This is a genomic window from Ruegeria sp. CG3, assembly GCF_056537205.1.
In genome coordinates this window covers 357,778-378,778 of sequence record NZ_JBQFRC010000004.1, presented here as the reverse complement: position 1 = coordinate 378,778, position 21,001 = coordinate 357,778, and the positions used below count along the sequence as shown (strand labels likewise).

The 21,001-nt window shown below is 62.3% G+C and carries 13 protein-coding genes; 12 read left to right on the top strand and 1 reads right to left on the bottom strand.

Translation table 11 applies throughout. The annotated features are described in order from the left end of the window. Positions 1-201: 201 nt before the first annotated feature. From ACR0NB_RS17270 to ACR0NB_RS17225, 10 genes are all read left to right on the top strand, one after another. Positions 202-1,569 carry a CmpA/NrtA family ABC transporter substrate-binding protein gene (locus ACR0NB_RS17270; RefSeq protein WP_480776368.1) on the top strand — a complete coding sequence of 456 codons (1,368 nt, stop codon included), beginning with the start codon at positions 202-204 and terminating at the stop codon, positions 1,567-1,569. Between the two features lie 72 nt (positions 1,570-1,641). Continuing rightward, positions 1,642-2,724: an ABC transporter permease gene (locus ACR0NB_RS17265; protein ID WP_480776367.1), complete on the top strand. Its 1,083-nt coding sequence runs from the start codon at positions 1,642-1,644 to the stop codon at positions 2,722-2,724. 5 nt (positions 2,725-2,729) lie between these two features. Then, positions 2,730-4,409 (top strand): ABC transporter ATP-binding protein, encoded by a 1,680-nt coding sequence (locus ACR0NB_RS17260; RefSeq protein WP_170365870.1) that lies wholly within the window; start codon positions 2,730-2,732, stop codon positions 4,407-4,409. Between the two features lie 4 nt (positions 4,410-4,413). Next, positions 4,414-6,849: a nitrite reductase large subunit NirB gene (gene nirB / locus ACR0NB_RS17255; protein ID WP_480776366.1), complete on the top strand. Its 2,436-nt coding sequence runs from the start codon at positions 4,414-4,416 to the stop codon at positions 6,847-6,849. Further along, positions 6,846-7,178 (top strand): nitrite reductase small subunit NirD, encoded by a 333-nt coding sequence (gene nirD, locus ACR0NB_RS17250; protein ID WP_170582698.1) that lies wholly within the window; start codon positions 6,846-6,848, stop codon positions 7,176-7,178. Before nirB ends, nirD begins: the two co-directional genes overlap by 4 nt. Continuing rightward, positions 7,178-9,838: a molybdopterin-dependent oxidoreductase gene (locus tag ACR0NB_RS17245; RefSeq protein ID WP_480776365.1), complete on the top strand. Its 2,661-nt coding sequence runs from the start codon at positions 7,178-7,180 to the stop codon at positions 9,836-9,838. Before nirD ends, ACR0NB_RS17245 begins: the two co-directional genes overlap by 1 nt. 224 nt (positions 9,839-10,062) lie before the next feature. Next, positions 10,063-12,162 carry a hydantoinase/oxoprolinase family protein gene (locus tag ACR0NB_RS17240; protein WP_480776364.1) on the top strand — a complete coding sequence of 700 codons (2,100 nt, stop codon included), beginning with the start codon at positions 10,063-10,065 and terminating at the stop codon, positions 12,160-12,162. Beyond that, positions 12,159-13,808: a hydantoinase B/oxoprolinase family protein gene (locus ACR0NB_RS17235; RefSeq protein ID WP_480776363.1), complete on the top strand. Its 1,650-nt coding sequence runs from the start codon at positions 12,159-12,161 to the stop codon at positions 13,806-13,808. Before ACR0NB_RS17240 ends, ACR0NB_RS17235 begins: the two co-directional genes overlap by 4 nt. Further along, positions 13,805-14,887: a pyridoxal phosphate-dependent aminotransferase gene (locus ACR0NB_RS17230; protein ID WP_480776362.1), complete on the top strand. Its 1,083-nt coding sequence runs from the start codon at positions 13,805-13,807 to the stop codon at positions 14,885-14,887. Before ACR0NB_RS17235 ends, ACR0NB_RS17230 begins: the two co-directional genes overlap by 4 nt. Beyond that, a complete protein-coding gene (locus tag ACR0NB_RS17225) occupies positions 14,884-15,642 on the top strand; it encodes a maleate cis-trans isomerase family protein (RefSeq protein ID WP_170596281.1) in 759 nt (252 codons plus the stop codon). Before ACR0NB_RS17230 ends, ACR0NB_RS17225 begins: the two co-directional genes overlap by 4 nt. 50 nt (positions 15,643-15,692) lie before the next feature. Here ACR0NB_RS17225 and ACR0NB_RS17220 read toward each other — a convergent pair whose 3' ends face one another. After that, a complete protein-coding gene (locus ACR0NB_RS17220) occupies positions 15,693-18,569 on the bottom strand; it encodes an ATP-binding protein (RefSeq protein ID WP_480776361.1) in 2,877 nt (958 codons plus the stop codon). Between the two features lie 151 nt (positions 18,570-18,720). Here ACR0NB_RS17220 and ACR0NB_RS17215 point away from each other — a divergent pair, with 151 nt between their 5' ends. Together ACR0NB_RS17215 and ACR0NB_RS17210 are read left to right on the top strand one after the other, a co-directional pair. Continuing rightward, positions 18,721-19,002 (top strand): Os1348 family NHLP clan protein, encoded by a 282-nt coding sequence (locus ACR0NB_RS17215; protein WP_170341400.1) that lies wholly within the window; start codon positions 18,721-18,723, stop codon positions 19,000-19,002. Between the two features lie 6 nt (positions 19,003-19,008). Then, positions 19,009-20,976 carry a RiPP maturation radical SAM C-methyltransferase gene (locus tag ACR0NB_RS17210; RefSeq protein WP_480776360.1) on the top strand — a complete coding sequence of 656 codons (1,968 nt, stop codon included), beginning with the start codon at positions 19,009-19,011 and terminating at the stop codon, positions 20,974-20,976. The last annotated feature ends 25 nt before the right edge of the window (positions 20,977-21,001 follow it).

Below are 21,001 nucleotides of genomic sequence, written 5' to 3'. Positions count from 1 at the left end.
ACCGGTGCCTTTATCAGGACAACGGCAGGCAACGTCGCCCACCGTAGGAATTCGCCCGATGTCTTGGGCAAAACTTCTGAGCAAAGCCGCTCGACCAACCGCCTTCTCCTTCCGGCGGTGTGTGTCGGCGGCTTTTTTTTGGCCCGAACGTTGCTCGGGTCGCCACCCAGCCCGGTTTGGGCCGGACCGAAAGGAACAAAGATGAAAAAACTCATTCTGAGTCTTGTTGCGACGACAGCCCTTGTTGCGCCGGCCACCGCAGAAATGCTGGAGCTGGAAAAGGACGAACTGACCTTCGGCTTCATCAAGCTGACCGACATGGCGCCGCTGGCCGTGGCCTATGAGCAGGGGTATTTCCTGGACGAAGGCCTGTTCGTGACGCTCGAGGCGCAGGCCAACTGGAAGGTTCTGCTGGACGGCGTGATCGGCGGCCAGCTGGACGGTGCGCATATGCTGGCCGGTCAACCGCTGGCGGCGACCATTGGTTATGGAACCGAGGCGCATATCATCACGCCCTTCTCGATGGACCTGAACGGCAACGGCATCACGGTATCCAACGAGGTCTGGGCGGAGATGAAGCCCAACATCCCGGTGATGGACGACGGCCGCCCGCAGCATCCCATCAGCGCCGCCGCGCTGGCCCCGGTGGTCGAGAAGTACAAGGCCGAGGGCAAGCCCTTCAACATGGGCATGGTGTTCCCGGTTTCGACCCACAATTACGAGCTGCGCTACTGGCTGGCCGCCGGGGGCCTGAACCCGGGCTATTACAGCCCCGAAAACGTGACCGGCCAGATCGGCGCGGACGTGTTCCTGTCGGTCACCCCGCCGCCGCAGATGCCCGCGACGCTCGAGGCCGGCACGATCCATGGCTATTGCGTAGGCGAGCCGTGGAACCAGCAGGCGGTGTTCAAGGGCATCGGCGTTCCGGTCATCACCGACTACGAGCTGTGGAAGAACAACCCTGAAAAGGTATTCGGCATCACCGCCGAATTCGCCGAGGAATACCCCAACACGACCTTGGCCGTGACCAAGGCGCTGATCCGCGCGGCGATGTGGCTGGACGAGAACGACAATGCCAACCGTCCCGAGGCGGTCGAGATCCTCAGCCGCCCGGAATATGTGGGGGCCGATTACGAGGTGATCGCCAACTCGATGACCGGCACGTTCGAATACGAAAAGGGCGACAAGCGCGAGGTGCCCGATTTCAACGTGTTCTTCCGCTACAACGCGACCTATCCGTTCTATTCCGACGCGGTCTGGTACCTGACCCAGATGCGCCGCTGGGGTCAGATCCCCGAAGCCAAGGCAGATAGCTGGTATGACGAGGTCGCCAAGTCGGTCTACAAGCCCGAGATCTATCTGCAGGCCGCGCGCCTTCTGGTCGAGGAAGGCTTGGCGGACGAGGCCGACTTTCCCTGGGACAGCGACGGCTACAAGGCGCCCACCCCGGCCGAGGACATCATCGACGGTATTCCCTTCGATGGCCGCGCGCCAAACGCCTATCTCGAAAGCCTGCCGATCGGCCTGAAGGGCGACCAGAAGGTCGTCGGGACCGAAATCCAAGGCTGACCCCGAACCGCCCTGCCCGGCTGCGGTCGGGCAGGGCCCCTGAAACGCCCCGCCATCGCAAGGACGCATCAGATGACAACGGTCGATCCGGAATTCAACGCAGACGCCGCACGGGACGCGCGCCGCGCCCGTCTTTTCACCCGCATCAACGCCGCCGACAAATGGTTCCAGGTGCTGGGCCTCAGCTGGGCCACCCCGGTTCTGAAGGCCGCCGCCGGCGACAACCCCCGCGCCCAGATGGCCGAGATCTGGCGGCTGCTGATCGTGCCGATCCTGTCGATCTGTGCCTTTTTGCTGCTGTGGGCGACGCTGGCGCCCAAGGTGCAGACCTCGCTGGGGGCGGTACCCGGCCCGGCGCAGGTCTGGGAGGAAATGGTCAACCTGAATCAGGACGCGCAGGCCAAGGCCGCCAAACGCGCCAAGTTCGAGGCGATGGTCGAAAAGCGGAACCAGAAGCTGATCGAGGCCGGCCGCGCGGACGAGGTCAAGCAGGTCGCCTATACCGGCGCACCGTCTTACTACCAGCAGATCTGGACCTCGATCAAAACAGTGTTCTTCGGGTTCCTGATTGCCACGGTCGTGGCGGTGCCGCTTGGCATCGCAGCGGGGCTGTCACCGACCGCAAATGCGGCGCTGAACCCGTTGATCCAGGTGTTCAAACCGGTCTCGCCGCTGGCCTGGCTGCCGATCGTGACGATGATCGTCTCGGCCGTCTATGTCACCAATGACGGCTGGTTCGCGAAATCCTTCCTGATCTCGGCGATCACGGTGACGCTGTGTTCGCTGTGGCCCACGCTGATCAACACCTCGTTGGGCGTGGCCTCGATCGACAAGGATCTGGTGAACGTGCCCAAGGTTCTGAAGATGAACACCTGGACCAAGATCACCAAGCTGGTGCTGCCCTCGGCGCTGCCGCTGATCTTCACCGGGCTGCGCCTGTCGCTGGGCGTGGGCTGGATGGTCCTGATCGCGGCCGAAATGCTGGCGCAGAACCCGGGCCTGGGCAAATTCGTCTGGGACGAGTTCCAGAACGGCTCGTCCAGCTCGCTGGCCCGGATCATGGTGGCGGTCTTCACCATCGGCATCATCGGCTTCCTGCTGGACCGGGTGATGTACGCGCTGCAGTCCCTGTTTACCTTTACCAACAACCGGTGAGCGTGATGAGCATCCTCAGCTTCGAAAACGTCTCGAAATCCTTCGGCGAAGGCACCGGGCGCACCGATGTTCTGAACGGCATCGACCTGCAGGTGCAGGAGGGCGAGTTCCTGGTGATCCTGGGCTTTTCCGGCACCGGCAAGACCACGCTGATCAACCTGATGGCCGGGCTGGACATGCCCAGCCGCGGGCAGGTCACCTTCAAGGGCGCGCCGATCAAGGGGCCGGGGCCGGAACGCGGCGTGATCTTTCAGAACTACTCGCTGATGCCGTGGCTGACGGTCAGCGGCAATGTCGGGCTGGCGGTCGATACGGTCTTTCCGGGCCTGCCCAAGGCCGAGAAGGCCGCGAAGGTGGCGCATTACGTCAAGATGGTCGGCCTCAGCCACGCGGCGACGCGCCGTCCGGCCGAATTGTCGGGCGGGATGCGTCAGCGGGTCAACGTGGCCCGGGCGCTGGCCATGAACCCCGAGGTCTTGTTGCTGGACGAGCCGCTGTCGGCGTTGGACGCGCTGACCCGCGCCAACCTGGCCGACGAGATCGAGCGCATCTGGGAAGCCGACCGCAAGACCTGCGTGCTGATCACCAATGACGTGGACGAGGCGATCACTCTGGCCGACCGGATCATCGCCCTGAACCCCGACGGCACGCTGGGGCAGGAGTTCCGCGTCTCGATCCCGCGCCCGCGCGACCGGGCGGCGATGAACACCGATGAAACCTTCAAACGCCTGCGCGCCGAGGTCACCAAATACCTGATGGATGTGGGGATCGAGGCCAAGGTCGAAGGCACCCGCATCCTGCCCGAGGTCACGCCGATCCACGGCGTGCCCACCGCCGTGACCGAGGCGCAGAAGGGCATGATCGACAGCCGGTTCCTGGATTTCTCGCAACTGCACAAGGTCTATCCCACGCCGAAGGGGCCGCTGACCGTGGTCGAGGACTTCGATCTGAAGATCGACAAGGGCGAGTTCATCTCGCTGATCGGCCATTCGGGCTGCGGCAAATCCACGGTGCTGACCATGGCGGCGGGGCTGAACGAGATTTCCAAGGGCGCGATCAAGCTGGATGGCCGCCACGTCGAAGGCGCCGACCCTGAACGCGCGGTGGTGTTCCAGTCACCCAACCTGTTCCCGTGGCTGTCCGCGAAAGAGAACGTGGCGATCGGGGTCGACAAGGTCTATCCGAACGCCAGCCAGGCCGAACGGCAGGACGTGGTGGAATACTACCTGGAACGCGTCGGCCTGGCCGATGCGATGGACAAGCAGGCCAGCGACCTGTCGAACGGCATGAGACAGCGCGTCGGCATCGCCCGCGCCTTTGCCCTGTCGCCCAAGCTGCTGCTGCTGGATGAACCTTTCGGGATGCTCGACAGCCTGACCCGCTGGGAGCTGCAGGAGGTTCTGATGGAGGTCTGGTCGCGCACCAAGGTCACCGCGATCTGCGTCACCCATGACGTGGACGAGGCGATCCTGCTGGCCGACCGGGTGGTGATGATGACCAACGGCCCGCAGGCTACGATCGGCAAGATCACCCGCGTGGACCTGCCGCGCCCGCGCACCCGCAAGGCGTTGCTCGAACATCCCGACTACTACGCCTACCGGCAGGAAGTTCTGGATTTCCTCGAAGAATACGAACACGGCGCCAAGCCGAAATCGCCCGCCCCCAAGGCCATTGCAGCGGAGTGACCCCATGAAACAGAAACTTGTCGTGATCGGTGCCGGGATGGCGTCGGGCCGCGTGCTTGAACATCTGACCGAGACCGCGCCAGATGTGTTCGACATCACGCTTTTCAACGCCGAACCGCGCGGAAACTACAACCGCATCATGCTCAGCCCGGTTCTGTCGGGCGAGAAGACCTATGAGGACATCGTCACCCATGACGGCGACTGGTACGCGCAACGGGGCATCGCCTGCCGCTTTGGCGAGCATGTGGTGAAGATCGACCGCGAGATGAAGGTGGTCGAGGGCGAAAACGGTCATGTGCCCTATGACAAGCTGCTGATCGCCACCGGCTCGGCCCCGTTCATCATTCCGGTTCCGGGCAAGGACCTGCCCGGCGTCATCTCCTATCGCGATCTGGACGACACCAACGCGATGATCGACGCGGCCGCCAAGGGTGGCAACGCGGTGGTGATCGGCGGCGGGCTTCTGGGGCTCGAGGCCGCGGCGGGGCTGGCCGAGCGCGGCATGACCGTCACCGTGGTGCACCTGATGGGCCATCTGATGGAACGGCAGCTGGACGAGGCCGCCGGATACCTGCTGCGCAAGGATCTGGAACGCCGCGGCATCACCGTGCGGACTCAGGCCTCGACCAAGGCCATTCTGGGCGAAGGGCGTGCCGAGGCGGTGCTGCTGGAAAGCGGCGAAATGCTGCCAGCCGATCTGGTGGTGATGGCCGTCGGTATCCGCCCCGAAACCCGTCTGGCCACCGATGCCGGGCTGGACGTTGCCCGCGGGATCGAGGTGAACGCGCAGATGCAAAGCTCGGACCCGGATGTGATGGCCGTGGGCGAATGCGTCGAATTCGGCGGCCACCTGTTCGGCCTGGTGGCGCCGCTTTTCGATCAGGCCAAGGTCGTGGCCAATACCCTGCTGGGCCAGCCGGATGCTTTCGTGGTCAAGGAACTGGCCACCAAGCTGAAGGTCACCGGCTGCGACCTGTTCAGCGCCGGAAACTTCGCCGAGGGCGAGGGACGCGATGGCATCGTGTTCCGCGACCCGGCGCGCGGGGTCTACAAGCGGCTGGTGATCGAAGACGACCGCCTGATCGGCGCGGTCATGTATGGCGACACCGCCGATGGCAGCTGGTTCTTCGGCCTGATCAAGGACGGCACCGACATCGACGAGATGCGCGACACGCTGATCTTCGGCCCGGCCTATAAGGGAGGCGACACCGCGGACCCTCTCTCAGCCGTTGCAGCATTGCCGCCTGAGGCGGAGATCTGCGGCTGCAACGGCGTATGCAAGGGCACCATCGTCGAGGCGATCGCCGCCGGGGCCACCGATCTGGCCGCCGTGCGCGCCAGCACCAAGGCCAGCGCATCCTGCGGAACGTGCACGGGTCTGGTCGAACAGGTCCTGCAGGTCACGCTTGGCGATGAGTTCCAGATCCCGGCGGCGCAACCGATCTGCGGGTGCACCGATCTGACCCACGAGGACGTGCGCCGCCTGATCAAGGCGCAAGAGTTGAAAAGCCAGGCCGCCGTCTGGCAGGAGCTGGGCTGGAAAACGCCCAATGGCTGCCATGTCTGCCGGCCGGCGATCAACTATTACCTGCTGGCCGACTGGCCGCTGGAGTATCAGGACGACCCGCAAAGCCGGTTCGTCAACGAACGCAAACACGCCAACATCCAGAAGGACGGCACCTTCAGCGTCGTGCCCCGCATGTGGGGCGGCATCACCAACCCGGCCGAGCTGCGCGCCATCGCCGACGCAGCCGAGAAATACGACGTGCCCACCGTCAAGGTCACCGGCGGTCAGCGCATCGACCTGCTGGGCGTCAAGGGCGAGGACCTGCCCGCCATCTGGGCCGATCTGAACCGGGCCGGCTTGGTCTCGGGGCACGCCTATTCCAAGGGTCTGCGCACGGTCAAAACCTGTGTCGGCACCGATCACTGCCGCTTTGGAACCCAGGACAGCACCGGCCTTGGCATCAAGCTGGAACAGATCCTGTGGGGATCGTGGACACCGCACAAGCTCAAGCTGGCGGTCTCGGGTTGCCCCCGCAACTGTGCCGAGGCGACCTGCAAGGATATCGGCGTGGTCTGCGTGGACTCGGGCTATCAGATCGGCATCGGCGGGGCGGCCGGGATGGACGTCAAGGAAACCGAACTGCTGTGCCAGGTCCCGACCGAGGACGAGGCGATCGAGGTGGTGATGGCCGTCACCCAGGCCTATCGCGAGGGCGGCAAGTATCTGGACCGGCTGTACAAATGGCTGGCCAAGGTCGGCATGGACTGGGTCAGGGCCAATGTGGTCGACGACCTCGAAAACCGGCGGGCATTGGTCGAGCGGTTCGAACTGTCGCAGAGCATCTATCGCAAGGATCCTTGGGCCGAGCATGTCCGCGACAAGGTGCCGATCTATGCCCCGATTGCAGATTTTACCCTGGAGGCCGCGGAATGAGCTGGATCGACATCGGACATATCGACGACGTGCCGCTGCGTGGCGCACGTCTGGTGAAAACCCGTCTTGGCTGCATCGCCATCTTCCGCACGGCCGAGGCGGAACTGTTCGCGGCCAGCAATGCCTGCCCCCACAAGGGCGGCCCGCTGTCCGAAGGCATCGTGCATGGCCAGTCGGTGACCTGCCCGCTGCACAACTGGGTGTTCGACCTGAACACGGGCGAGGCCCAAGGCGCGGATGAAGGCCGGATCGACACCTATCCGGTTCGGCTGGAGGCCGGGCGCATCCTGCTGGACGCCCGCGCCGTCACCGAGCGGAGCGCCGCGTGATGGACGGCTCGAACCTGCCCGAGGTGCGATCCACCTGCGCCTATTGCGGCGTGGGTTGCGGCGTGCTGCTGCGCCCGGACGGGGCGGGAGGTCTGACCGTGCGGGGCGACCCGAACCACCCGGCGAATTTCGGACGGTTGTGTTCCAAAGGCACCGCGCTGGGTGAAACGGTCGGGCTGGGCCACCGCCTGCTGACCCCGCGCGCCTTTGGCAGGAACGTGGGCTGGGACAACGCGCTGCAGCTGGTGGCCGACCGGTTCCGCGAAACGATCGCGGCGCATGGTCCCGACAGCGTGGCCTTCTATGTCTCGGGGCAGTTGCTGACCGAGGATTACTACGTGGCCAACAAGTTGATGAAGGGCTTCATCGGATCGGCCAATATCGACACCAATTCGCGGCTGTGCATGGCCTCGACCGTGGCCGGGCACAAGCGGGCCTTTGGCACCGACACCGTGCCCGGCACCTACGAGGATCTGGATCAGGCCGATCTGGTGGTGCTGGTCGGGTCGAACCTGGCGTGGTGCCACCCGGTTCTGTACCAGCGCGTCCTGGCGGCACGGCAGGCGCGCGGCACCCGGATCGTGGTGATCGACCCGCGCCGCACCGCCAGCTGCGATCAGGCCGATCTGCATCTGGCGCTGAATCCGGGCAGCGACGTGGCGCTGTTCAACGGGCTGCTGACCGAGATTCATCGGCGCGGGGCCGTGGACCCGGACTTCGTGAGGCTAACCTCGGGTCTGGAAGCCGCACTGGAAACGGCCGGAAACGACCAGATCTCGGAAACCGGCCTGCCTGCCGAAAAACTCGCCGCTTTTTTCGATCTATGGATCAATACCCCGCGCGTGGTGACGGTCTTCAGCCAGGGAGTGAACCAATCTTCCAGCGGGACTGACAAGGTAAACGCCATCCTGAACTGCCATCTGGCCACCGGTCGGATCGGGCGGCCGGGAATGGGCCCGTTCTCGGTCACCGGCCAACCCAACGCGATGGGTGGGCGCGAAGTGGGTGGTCTGGCCAACACGCTGGCTTGCCATCTGGACATCGAAAACGCCGATCATCGCGCCGCGGTTCAGGCGTATTGGCAATCCCCTGCAATACCGCAGTCTCCGGGGCTGAAGGCCGTGGACATGTTCCGCGCGGTCGAAGATGGGCAGATCAAGGCCCTTTGGATCATTCACACCAACCCGGCGGTAACCATGCCCGAAGCTGACAGGGTCAGCCGCGCAATCGCCGCCTGCCCGTTCACGGTCGTCAGTGACCTGACGTTGCACACCGATACGGCACGTCTGGCCGACGTTGTGCTGCCTGCCGCCGGGTGGGCCGAAAAGAACGGAACAGTCACGAATTCCGACCGAACCATCAGCCGGCAACGCGCCGTTTTGCAGCCACCGGGCCAAGCGCGCCCGGATTGGGACATCTTAGGCGAAGTTGGCCGCCGCATGGGATGGAAAACCGCGTTCGACTACGCTTCACCGGCCGAAATATTCCGCGAATACGCTGCTATGTCCCAAATCGCCGCGCGGTTCGGGAAAGACTTCGACATTTCGGGCTTCTCCGAAATTGACGAGGCGAGCTATGCCGAATTGGAACCCACCCGCTGGCCATTGGGTCGCAAGCGTGCAGGTGGGAGGTTTTTTGGTGACGGACACTTCTTTCACTCCGACAGGAAGGCCCGGATCGTTCCCGTTGCCCATCGACCTCCGGTAGCCCTACCCGGACAGCAATATCCCTTTGTGATGAACACCGGACGCACACGGGATCAATGGCACACCATGACCCGGACCGGTCTTTCGGCCCGCCTGTCCGCCCATCTTGCCGAGCCGTTTGTGGACATTCATCCCCAGGACGCCGCCCGCGAGGGGATATCCAGCGCAGACCTTGTCGAGGTCACCAGTCCCACTGGGTGTGGTATTTTTCGCGCGCGCATCACCCAAGATGTTCGCATCGGTCACGTCTTTGCTCCGATCCATTGGACTGCGGAAACGGCGCCTTCGGGTCGGGTGGACATGCTGGTTCCCGGCACCACTGATCCGATTTCCGGACAACCCGAAAGCAAGGCCACACCTGTTTCGATCTCGGTCATGCAGGCGGCGTGGTACGCCTTTGCCGTCTCCAGGAAACTCCTGACCCCCTCGGTCGCCTACCGCGCGACGGTTCGAACGGACAACGGTTACAGGACAGAGCTGGCTGATCATTCCCGGATACTGAATTGGGAAAAAACCGCCCGCGAATGGTTTGCGCTGACCGATGCGGACGCGGTCACGGCAGGTGATCCGGCCCGCGGTTCATTTCGCATTGCGTTGTCGCAGAACGGATGCCTGCAAGCGGCACTGTTCGTGTCGCCGCGCCCGCTGCCCCTGATGCGGGACTATCTTGCGTCGATGCCGGACATACCACCCGCACAGTTTCTGACCGGCCGCGCACCCGCAGATGCCAAGGACACCGGACCGATCATCTGCGCCTGTTTTGGCGTCGGGTTGAAGACGATCGTTGACGCGATCTCGTGCGGGAAAGCGATCAGTGTCGACGCTATCGGCGCGGCGTTGAGCGCCGGAACAAATTGCGGGTCTTGCCGGCCTGAATTGGGTGCCCTGATCGACCGGTATTCCCCGGATGCCGCGGACAACCTAAGCCTACAATTGCAGGGAGGCGTCGCCTAACCCTGTCGCATTTCTGTTGACAGGTGATCCCGCGATGGGCAGCATTTTTCTATCGGATCGACAATCAGAGTGATCAAGCCGTGATTAACTGCACCAAAGATACCCAAGGCCGCCGGGCAACCGGTTGCAACCTCGTCGTCTGACGAGGGACGGGTTTTCGCAGTCTCCGGATGCTGAACCAGCAGCCCGGACCGATCTGAAACTTCTGCCCATGGCTTCATTTTATGCACGATCACGCTGGGCTTCGGCTGGCCGTCGATATTGGCGGCACATTTACCGATACCGTTCTGATGGACGGGCAATCCAATATCCTCGCAACGACGAAAACTCCGACGACACCGGACAACCCAACCGTCGGTGCATTGACTGGTGCAAAGCGCGTTCTGGATGACGCCAATGCCGGTTTCTCGCAGGTTTCCGGGTTCATTCACGGCACCACTCTGGCCACCAATGCCCTGATCGAGCGGCGCGGTGCCCCGGTTGCGACAATAACCACCGACGGGTTTCGGGACATACTCGAGATTGGGTATGAACGTCGTTACAGCCAGTATGACATCAATCTGGTCAAGCCCGACCTGCTGGTCCCACGCGCTCGTGCCTTCACGATCGGCGGGCGAATGGATGCACGTGGTGACGAACTGACACCGCTGGATGTCGCGGGAATGGACGATCTGGTGCGCCAGATTGCGGATAGCGACGCCCAGGCCGTGGCGGTGTGCCTGATGCATTCCTATGCCAACCCAAAGCACGAGCTGGCTCTGCGGGACCAGTTGCTCAGGGCTCTCCCCGACCTGGCCATCTCGCTCTCGCACGAAGTCAGCCCCGAGGCGCGCGAATTTGACCGCCTGTGCACCACCATCGCCAACGCCTATATCCAGCCCCAGATGGCCGGGTATCTGACCGAGTTCCAATCCCGCTTCGCCGCAGAGGGGCTGAGCTGTCCCATTCTCATGATGACGGCCGGTGGTGGTATGACAACCCTGGAAACGGCCGCCCGCCTGCCGATCCGGTTGGTCGAATCCGGCCCGGCCGGCGGGGCCATCCTTGCAGCACGGATCGCGGCTGAAACCGGTGCGCGCGCCGTAACCAGCTTTGACATGGGGGGGACGACCGCCAAGCTGTGTCTGATTGATGCTTTCCGCCCGCAGACCGCGCGCAGGTTCGAAATCGCAAGGGCCGCGCGCTTCATCAAGGGCTCGGGCATGCCGGTGCGCATCCCCGTGATCGAGATGATCGAAATCGGCGCAGGCGGCGGCTCGATTGCCAGGGTCGATCGGCTGGGTCGCCTGCAGGTTGGCCCCGAAAGTGCCGGCGCACAGCCAGGCCCTGCCGCCTTCGGCAATGGAGGCAGGGCGGCGACCGTGACAGACGCCGATGTGGTGCAGGGCCTGATCGAACCCGGCCGGTTTGCCGAAGGCCGCCTGACGATTGACACGGCAGCCGCCGAACAGGCCATCACCGTGGAAATCGGGAGCGCACTGGATTTTGCGCCGGACCTTGCCGCACGTGGTCTCAGCGAAATCGTCGACGAAAGCATGGCCGCCGCAGGTCGGATGCACGCGGTCGAGTCCGGAAAAGAGTTGGCAACCCGAGTGATGATCGCCTTTGGCGGCAATGGGCCATTGCACGCAACGCGAGTGGCCCGGCGGTGTCAGGTCGACCAAATCGTGATCCTGAAGGACCCGGGCGTGGGGTCAGCAGTCGGGTTTCTATATGCGCCGGTCGCCTTCGAAATCGTCCGGTCGCGCTATGCCACGCTGGATCAGCCGGATCTCGACGGTCTCAACGCTTTTTTTGACGAAATGACAGCCGAGGCGCTGACCGTGGTCCGTGCCGGTGCACCTGAAGCCGAGTTGTCGATCCGAAAACAGGCTTTCATGCGGTACCACGGCCAGGGTCATGAGATCGAGATCGCGCTTCCGGATCGGGCACTTGGGCCTGCAGACATCGAAACCCTGCGCCGGGATTTCGAATCCGAGTACAGCCGGTTGTTCCGCCGCGCTGTACCGGGAATGGCGATCGAGATTCTCAACTGGTCCGTCGAGGTGTCGTCACCCGCCCCTGCCCTCAGCCGGGTTCCTGACGTAGCCCAACAGCGCACGGCGCGGCCGTGCGACCATCGACGCATTCTTTGTGATGTCAGCGGGCATTGGTGCGACGCCAGTATCTACGATCGATCCGGTCTTGAACCCGGCGATTGGCTGCGCGGTCCGGCGCTGATTACCGAGCCTCAAACCACCACATTCGTCAGCGCGGATTTTCAGGCCAGCGTCGATGGCGGCGGCAATCTCTGGCTCAACCGGATACAGGAGGACGCCGAATGAACACGACGAATACCCGTCTGCAGGTCATGTGGAACCGGCTGCTAGCGGTGGTCGAAGAACAGGGCCAGGCGCTGATCCGCGCCGCCTTTTCTCCGATCGTTCGTGAATGCGGCGACATATCCGCCGGCATTTTTGATGTACGCGGCCGTATGCTGGCCCAGGCCGTTACCGGAACGCCGGGCCACATCAACACGATGGCCGAAGCGGTTAAGACCCTGTGCGGGCGATACTCCAGCTCCGAAATGAACCCGGGCGATATTTTTCTGACCAATGATCCTTGGATCGCATCCGGCCATTTGAACGATTTCCTGCTGATGATGCCGGTTTTTCATCGTGGCAATGTGGTTGGGTTTACGGCCTGCACCTCGCATCTGGTCGACCTTGGCGGTTTGGGCATGGGTCCCGAGGGCTCGGATATCTTTGATGAGGGGCTTCGGATCCCGCCGTGCAAACTGGTCGACCAAGGTCAGTTGAACGCGCTGCTGATGGATATCGTCAAAGCCAACTCGCGCGAGCCCATCGCCAATGAGGGCGACATCTACGCATTGATCGCATGCTGCGAAACAGGCGCAGCGCGTTTGGCCGACATGATGGTCGAGTTTGGCATCGATACTCTGGACAGCCTGGCCGATTACATCATCGAAACCTCGCGCCGCGGCACGATCGAGGCCATTTCGGCGCTGCCGAAGGGCACGTGGCACAATGTGCTGACCGTCGATGGATACGAGTGCGAGATCGATTTGCACGCAGCCCTGACCATCACGGACGACCGGGTTCTGGTCGACTTTTCGGGCACATCGGGCCTGTCGCGCAAAGGCATCAACGTGCCGCTCAACTATGCAACGGCCTATACGGTATTTGCCCTGCGCTGCATCATCGGCCCAGACATCCCCAACAACGCAGGCTCTTTGGCGCCATTCCACGTGACGGGACCGGCGGATTGCATCCTGAATGCGCAGCCACCCGCTCCGGTGGCCATGCGCCATACGTTGGGACAGATGACCCCGGATCTGGTCTATGGCTGCCTGTCGCAGGCTCTGCCGGACGCCGTGCCGGCCGAAGGCGCCTCGTGCATGTACGACCTGCCTCTGCGCCACGCACCCGAGGCGGTTTCCCGCGGTGGCAAGCAGTTTGCTCTGGAATTGGTGTTCAGCGGCGGAACCGGCGCAAGGCCAAGCCTGGATGGCCTGTCGGCGACGGCCTTCCCCTCGGGTGTTTGGGGCAGCCAGGTCGAGACAACCGAGGCTGTCGCGCCTGTCCTGATCACGCGTCGCGAATTGCGCCAGGACAGCGGTGGCCCCGGTCGCCTCCGCGGCGGATTGGGGCAGGACATCGAAATACGCTCCTCCACCGGCGAGGATTTCATGCTGTTCCTTTCGGTCGAACGCATCGCAAACCCAGCCAAGGGACGGCACGGCGGACTGGCGGGCGCGCCCGGTCGCATCCGTCTCGGCCCCGACGGCCCGGACTTGCCGGGCAAGGGCGAGGTGCGAATTGGCGGCGGCGAAACGCTGATCTTCCAAACTCCGGGCGGCGGCGGATTTGGGCCACCCGATGAAAGGTCACCCTTGGCTGTTCGACAGGATGTGCGGGACGAGCTTGTGAGCGCCCGGGCCGCGCAGCATGTCTATGGGGTAAAGCCATGATCCGTCCCGTTTCCCATGTCGCTGCCATGTCACCTTATGCGTTGGCTCAGCTGGATCCGCCGGCAGGACAGCGCCTTGTTTCGCTGTCGCAGAACGAAAGCCTGCGCCCGCCAAGTCCCTTGGTCGGACAGGCCGTCGCAGAGGCGGCCGCGAACGGGCACCTCTACCCGGACCCGGACTGGACGGCATTGCGTGCGCGACTGGCGGAGCTTCATGGCCTGCCCGAGCAAGGTCTGTTGTGCGGGAACGGGTCGATGGATCTGATTGCCGGTCTGGCGCTGGCCTTTGCCGGACCAGACGCCGCCGTTCTTGCCCCTGCGAACGCATACCCGTTTTTTCGTACCGTGGCTCAGTTGGCTCGCGCCCGTTTCGACACTGCCGCCGAGGTGGACGGATGCGTATCCGTCGACGCGCTTCTGGCGGCCGTGCAACCGGATACCAGGTTGGTGTTTGTGGCCAATCCCGGCAACCCGACAGGCACCCGTATCTCCCGCCGCGATCTGCTGCGGCTTCGGGAAGGGTTGCGGGACAACACCCTGCTAGTGATCGACGAGGCCTATGGCGAGTTCGCCGATGATCTGAACGAGCCGATGTTCGACCTTGTCGCGCGGGGGGACACGGTCGTTCTTCGAACTCTGTCCAAGGCCTACGGGCTGGCCGGGTTTCGCGTGGGCTGGGGCCTGTTCCCGCCGCAGATCGCCGTCCAGATACGCAAGGTGATGAGCCCAAACAACGTGTCGGTGTGCGGACAGGCGGCTGCCTTGGTCGCTCTGAACGATCAGAGCTACATGCGCGAGACATGTGCCCTCACTGCCCAGCTGCGCGACCGGTTCGCCAATCGCCTTCGGTCCGCCGGGTTCGACGTTCCCAAGAGCCATACCAACTTTCTTCTGATCCGCTTTGCGGACCAATCCACCGCGACCAGAGCCGACAAAGCTCTGCGGGAAAAAGGCATTTTCCTGAGACCTCAATCCGGCGCGGGACTTGCCAATTGCCTACGTGCCACCATCGGTCAGACTGCAGACCTCGAACTCATGGCCGCGGTTCTGGAACGTTGGGCCGAGGAGTTTCAGCCATGACGCAGAGAAATTTCCACCCATCTAGGGGCCGGTCCCGTTTCGGTATTCTCGTGCCGTTCACGAACACCAATCTCGAACCCGACATGACGATGCTGCGGCCCGAGGGCGTTTCACTGCACTTTGCCCGAATGGGTGGCTATGATCAGGAAGAAATACCCGATGCTGCCCAAATGCACGGTCTTGGCGCCGCCGATCTGGATGAGCCGCTCAGGCTTTTGCATGGTGTCCGGCCGGATGTCATTCTTTATGGGTGTACCTCGGCAACGCTGACCCATGGCCCGGCCTTCGATCGCGAACTTGCCGACCGTATCAGGACCAGCAGCGGGGCGCAGACCGTTACGGCCGCGGGCGCCTTGGTGCATGCACTGCATACGCTGGAGGCGACACGCATCGGCTTTGCCTCTCCCTATGTCGCAGACATCAATGACTTGGCAATCCGGTTCCTGGCCGAGACTGGCATTTCAACCGTGTCGCGGTCCGAAGTGACAGGCCAGCTGGACAATTACGGCCAAGGCGCCCTGACCCCGCAGGCGGTGTTTGACCTGGGTTTGGCCGCAGACTGCCCCGAGGCCGAGGTGTTGGTTTTGTCCTGTACGGACATGCGCAGCGTGGAAATCATCGACCGGCTTGAAAAAACTGTTAGCAAGCCCGTTCTAACTTCAAATCAGGCGATGGCATTCCAAGCAATGCAAATGGCCGGGATCACCACACCACCGGCCGGATTTGGCCGGCTGATGCTGAACCTGCAACGCTGAGGTCGAGCGCCAGAATGCGCAGTATTTTCAGCCGAGGCTTTTTGGGGTGTTCAAATCTTAAACGCCCTCAATGCCTTGGATTGCTCGTGCTGAAAATACCCGTTGCGGTCACACAGGTCGTTCAAATCGGATTGCAGTTCCTTGGCCTCTTTCGTTCTGCCTTCCTGCACCAGAACCTGCACTTCGGCCGACAGCAGCCAGGCGACGAAGGCTTCCATCTCCATGTCACGCGCCAGTTCAAGACCTCGGTTCAGGACCAGCCGGGCATCCGGAAGTTCACCCAACACCGACTGCACCCGAGCCAGGGGAGCCGCTGCGAAACAGCACAGAACATCGATTCCAGCATCGTCCGACACGCGCAAGGCGCGGCGCAACGCAATGGCGGCGTCAGCCGGTTCGTTTCGCTGCCAGCACCAGATCCCCCGCGCGATCAGCGCAAAACTCAGGTCATAGGCCTTGCCGGTTTCTTCGGCGATCGACAGCACCTCGCGGATACCGGTATCCGCTTCGTCAAACCGATGCATCATGCTGTTGGCGTTGGCACGGGTCGCAAGCCCGAGCACCGAAATCGACCCGGTGGTGCCCGCTTCGGCCACACGGAACATCGTCTGGAACAGATCCGCATGTTGATCAATCGCCGCCCGTGCGGCCGCGAAGTTGCCGTGAAACCACGCAGCCTGCGCCAGTGCAAAGGCCGCGTTTGCCTGCAGGCGCGGATCTTCGGCGTCGGTTGCGGTTCGCAGCGCGCGCTCAGACACCTCCATTGCTTGCCGCACATCCGCCAAGATCGTCAGCATGATCGCCTGGTCGACCTGAAACGCAACGCGCGCGGATGTGTCCCCCAACGCGTCGGACAAGGCTTCCGCCTCGCGTGAGATGGTCAGGATGCGGTTGAAGTTGCCGCTGGCGACCAGCGAAACGCGCAGACCGCGTCGGGCACGTAGCCCGAGGTCAACAGCCACCTGAGTACCGGTCCGCTTTTGAACTTGGTCGATGCACCGCAGGGCGTTTTCGAAATATGAAACGGCAGCCTCGAATGAAAACAGCTTGATCGACATCTCGCCGCACCGCGTATAAGCCTCGGCGGCCTCCAGCCATAACTCGCCTTTGTCCGCGTGACGGGCGATGGACTGTGCCACGTCCAAATCGTCGGATGTGCCGCGGCTCAGCAGAGTTTCATGGATCGCACGGTGCAGCCTTGCGCGGCGCTGGCGTGGAATACTGCGATACCCGACCTTCTGCACCAACGCATGACTGAACCGCAGCTGCTGGCCGTCCTGAGATTCCGGCAGTTCAAGAAAACCGCGTTCCACCAAGGTCGAAATCTGGGCTTTGGCGTCGAAGCCCAGCCGTTGAAGCGTGTCGGCGAGAACGCCCCACGTCCACTGCAACCCGCCGACGGCAACCAGCTGCAGAGCTTTGCGGTCCTCGCTTTGCAGGGCATCAATCCGGGAGGCGATCAACGGTTGAACCCGGGCGGGGATCTCGATGTCGCCCAGGCTGTCCATCGCTCCGTCCTTGAACCCGGCTTGCGACATGCGGTCCCGCATGTGGTGAGCGAATTCTTCAACGAAAAGCGGTGTGCGGCCGCTCATGGCTTCGATGTATGAGCCCAACTGACCATCGATGTCGCTCTGGCCCAGCAAGCGCGTGATCAGGTCCTTGCAAGCCGCCTCGCCCAGCGGGGCGACCGGAACGACCTTGAGCAAGCCCATCGGGTCGTTCGTGAACAGGTTCGCGTTGCGCGATGTCAGGAGGATCAGAACATTCGTTCCCCGCACCTGACCCAGCAGGTTGTCGATGACGTCCAGAGTTCCCTGGTCGGCCCAATGCAAATCCTCGAACAACAGAAGCAGGGGCTTGTCCTGTTTCATCGACAGAACCAGCCGCGACAGCATTTGGTTCAACTGCCTCCGTCGGCGAGACGGATCTACAGCCGAAAGCGCCGGTTCCGTTTGGAAACGGCTGAACAGCGAATACAAGGCCGATCGGGTATGCGCATCGAGGAACTTGGTCCCGCCCAGAACCTCGGACAGCTTTTGGTCCAGTTCGGCATCGGATTTGGTGTCCGACAGTCCCAACCGGGCATTGATCACGCGGGTGATCGGCAGATACGCAGCTTCTTGATCCAGCGAAAAGCAATTGAACTCCAGAACCTGGTGCGTGCCCAGGGGCCAGTTCTCGACCAGCTCATGCAGCAGCCGGGATTTGCCTACGCCGGCCGCCCCCAGCAACAGAACCGAGTTGCCTTTGCCGTCACGCGCCTGATTCCACGCCGCAACAAGCTCGGCCAGTTCCCTTTCGCGTCCGACAAATGGCGAACGTTCGCGACGCGCCCGCGCCATCCAGCGCGACACCTGTTCTTTGCGGCCGGTGATTTCGAACAGCTGGATCGGCCCCGCACCCCCGTCCAGCTCGAGATCGCCCACATGTGTATGGTCGAACAGATCACCGGCATTCTCCAAAACCTGACCGGAAACCGTGACCACGTTCTTTCTGGCGGCGGCCTCGATCTTGCTGGCGATGTTCATGACTGGCCCTAGAAAGGCCTGCTCTTCCCCGAGGGTATGTTGCAACTGGCCCACCAGTAGTTCGCCGGAATGAACGCCAACCCGCACATCCAACTGCCGATCGTCCAGCTTGCCGATGCGGTCGATGATCCGCTGGGCGCTGGCTATTGCCTTGACCGCGTGATCCTCGTCCGCGTTCGGTGATCCAAAAACCGCGAGCGCGCCATCGCCGGTGAACAACGTGGTTGCGCCAAACTTTTCGCAGATCGACATGATCAGTTCGATGGTAGGGCCCAGATGGCTGACGGCGTCTTCGGGATCCAAACTGCCGATCATCATGGTCGAACGAACAATGTCGGCGAACAGAACCGTGCACATTCTGCGCTCGGTCGGTTCGATCTGGACCTGTTTCCTCATGTTCAAGCGCCCCCCGACTGCCCGAGTTCAGTATGTCGCTGATCCCGACCTTTTTCCAGACACCACGCAAGGGTGGCGCGAACCATCCACGGCATTGATATTGAGTAAAAAAACTATTAACAATTGGCCTTGTATTGCGAAAGGAACAATTATGAGTGACCACCATACTCGGGGTTTGACCCTGGAAGATGTTCAGCAGATCATTGGCCGCGGCATCCTTGACGAGGCCTTTCGAAAAGAATTCATCGACAACCCCGAAGGCGTAGTAAACCGCTTGGGAATCTCGCTCGATCAGGATGGCGAGGCGCGCAAGCTGTTGGCCGCGATTGGGAACGTCTTTTCCGGTGAATCCGACCTGAAGTCGGCGATGCAAGACATCAAGAATGCCTACGAAGATACGTCCGACGGTGTGATCCGGCCCCGCTGCGCGTAACTTCGCATGAGCGAAAGCGCGGCCGTCTCCAGTCACGACCAAGGCGCAGCCCTGCATCAGCTGTGTCTGGTGTCCATGCCGTTTTCTTCCCTGCAACATCCCGGGCTTGGGATGTCCCTCCTCGCGCAACTGGCGCGGGACAACGGCTTTGCGACGACCGAGAAGTACTTCAGCTTCGACTATGCCGAGGTGATCGGCCTCGACGAGTATTTCATGCTGTCTGATGGCCGTTGCTATCAGGCGCTGCTGGGTGAATGGATATTCAGCGATCTGATCTACCCGCGCAGCGATCTGGACGCGATGGACTACCTGACCACGGTGCTTGGTGACTATGTATCCGGAGTCGAGTGGCTGGCGTTCATGCAAAACGCCATCGCAGCCCGAAAGCAAGCCGGAGCGTTTGTCGAACGTTGCGCCGATGCGGTGGTGGAACAGAACCCGACCGTGATCGGGATTACGTCGTCGTTCCAACAGGTCATGGCCTCGATCGCACTGGCCCGGGCTGTGCGGAAACGGTCAGCCGACGTGATCATAGTGATGGGCGGCGCTAATTGCGAGGGGCCGCTCGGGCGCGCGCTTATACAGGCACATCCTGAACTGGACGCGGTTTGCATTGGCGAAGGCGACCATGCCTTTCCCGAGTTTCTGAAAGCCCTGGGGCCAAGCAGACCCTTGCCCGTGGTCGAGGGGTTTCTGAACCGGAGCCAATTGGATAACCCGCTGGAGGAGTCTCGACCGCGCCTGACCACGGATCTGGACAAGCTGCCCATACCGGACTTCAACGCCTTCTTTGATCAATTTCAAAACACTACGGGACTATCAGAGCGCCTTGTGCCATCTGCTACGATCGAAACATCGCGTGGCTGCTGGTGGGGAGCGAAACACCATTGCACTTTCTGCGGGCTGAACGGCCAATCGATGACCTACCGGAGCAAGTCAGCCGAGCGGGCTTATGCCGAATTCTGCACGCTTGCCGATCTCTATGGCCCGGATCTTGTCGTGGTCGACAACATTCTGGATCACCGCTACCTCAAGACCCTGATCCCGAAACTTGCGCAGGACACGAGACCATTCCTGATGCATTACGAGGTCAAATCAAACCTCTCGCCGACCGTGATCGCCCGTCTGGCCGACGCCGGCGTTCGAAAGATCCAGCCGGGGATCGAGACCTTCGATACTCCGACCCTTGCGCATATGAGGAAAGGGGTCAGCGGAATTCAGAACATCCAGACGCTGAAGCTGTGTGCCGAGGCCGGAGTTTTTGTCGAGTGGTGTTTCCTCTACGGGTTTCCCGGAGAAAGCCCCGAGGCCTTCGAACGGATGGCAAAGCTCATTCCGCTGCTGCATCACCTGCAACCACCCGGCTCGATTGGACCCGTGCGAGCGGATCGGTTCAGCCCGTATTTTGAACACCCCGAAGCATTTGGGGTCGAAGTCGAACCAGCGAAGCCGTATTCCTTCATATTCGACCTGCCGCCCGAAGAAGTCTGGAATTTCGCCTACCATTTCGACATCGTCGACAACGGTCCAAGCCCGCCAGCGCAGCGCGCGGCGTCGACGCTGGATGCTCTTTCTGCATGGCAAAGCGAGGCCGGTACGTCAGCCCTCTACGTCGAGGGCAACACGGTGATCGACCGGCGAGCGTCAGGCAAACGCGTTGTTCACCAATTGGACGATGCGGCTCGGGCCATCCTTGACCTGAGCCCAGTGATCATCGGCAGGGCGCTTCTTGGTGATCAGGTATCCGACTTGTACGGGGTGGACGCTTTTGACTCTGCGATGGACCGCCTTGAGAAGCTTGGGCTGATTTATGTCGAGGACAAATCCGTGCTGTCCCTGGCCCTCAGATCTCCTGGCTTCCAGCGGGCGCCGACCTGGTCCGAGATCCGCAATGAGCCAGAACGTGCTTTCGCCGCTCAATTTCCCGCAGAATTCGCAAGTGAACAGGTAGCGGGACCACAACCCGCGGAATGAGACCGGACCCGGAGCGTATCAATTC

Coding starts and splice junctions, on each gene's coding strand:
- ACR0NB_RS17270 (WP_480776368.1), top strand. CDS start 202: ATGAAAAAACTCATTCTGAGTCTTGTTGCGACGACAGCCCTTGTTGCG.
- ACR0NB_RS17265 (WP_480776367.1), top strand. CDS start 1,642: ATGACAACGGTCGATCCGGAATTCAACGCAGACGCCGCACGGGACGCG.
- ACR0NB_RS17260 (WP_170365870.1), top strand. CDS start 2,730: ATGAGCATCCTCAGCTTCGAAAACGTCTCGAAATCCTTCGGCGAAGGC.
- nirB (WP_480776366.1), top strand. CDS start 4,414: ATGAAACAGAAACTTGTCGTGATCGGTGCCGGGATGGCGTCGGGCCGC.
- nirD (WP_170582698.1), top strand. CDS start 6,846: ATGAGCTGGATCGACATCGGACATATCGACGACGTGCCGCTGCGTGGC.
- ACR0NB_RS17245 (WP_480776365.1), top strand. CDS start 7,178: ATGGACGGCTCGAACCTGCCCGAGGTGCGATCCACCTGCGCCTATTGC.
- ACR0NB_RS17240 (WP_480776364.1), top strand. CDS start 10,063: ATGCACGATCACGCTGGGCTTCGGCTGGCCGTCGATATTGGCGGCACA.
- ACR0NB_RS17235 (WP_480776363.1), top strand. CDS start 12,159: ATGAACACGACGAATACCCGTCTGCAGGTCATGTGGAACCGGCTGCTA.
- ACR0NB_RS17230 (WP_480776362.1), top strand. CDS start 13,805: ATGATCCGTCCCGTTTCCCATGTCGCTGCCATGTCACCTTATGCGTTG.
- ACR0NB_RS17225 (WP_170596281.1), top strand. CDS start 14,884: ATGACGCAGAGAAATTTCCACCCATCTAGGGGCCGGTCCCGTTTCGGT.
- ACR0NB_RS17220 (WP_480776361.1), bottom strand. CDS start 18,569: ATGAGGAAACAGGTCCAGATCGAACCGACCGAGCGCAGAATGTGCACG.
- ACR0NB_RS17215 (WP_170341400.1), top strand. CDS start 18,721: ATGAGTGACCACCATACTCGGGGTTTGACCCTGGAAGATGTTCAGCAG.
- ACR0NB_RS17210 (WP_480776360.1), top strand. CDS start 19,009: ATGAGCGAAAGCGCGGCCGTCTCCAGTCACGACCAAGGCGCAGCCCTG.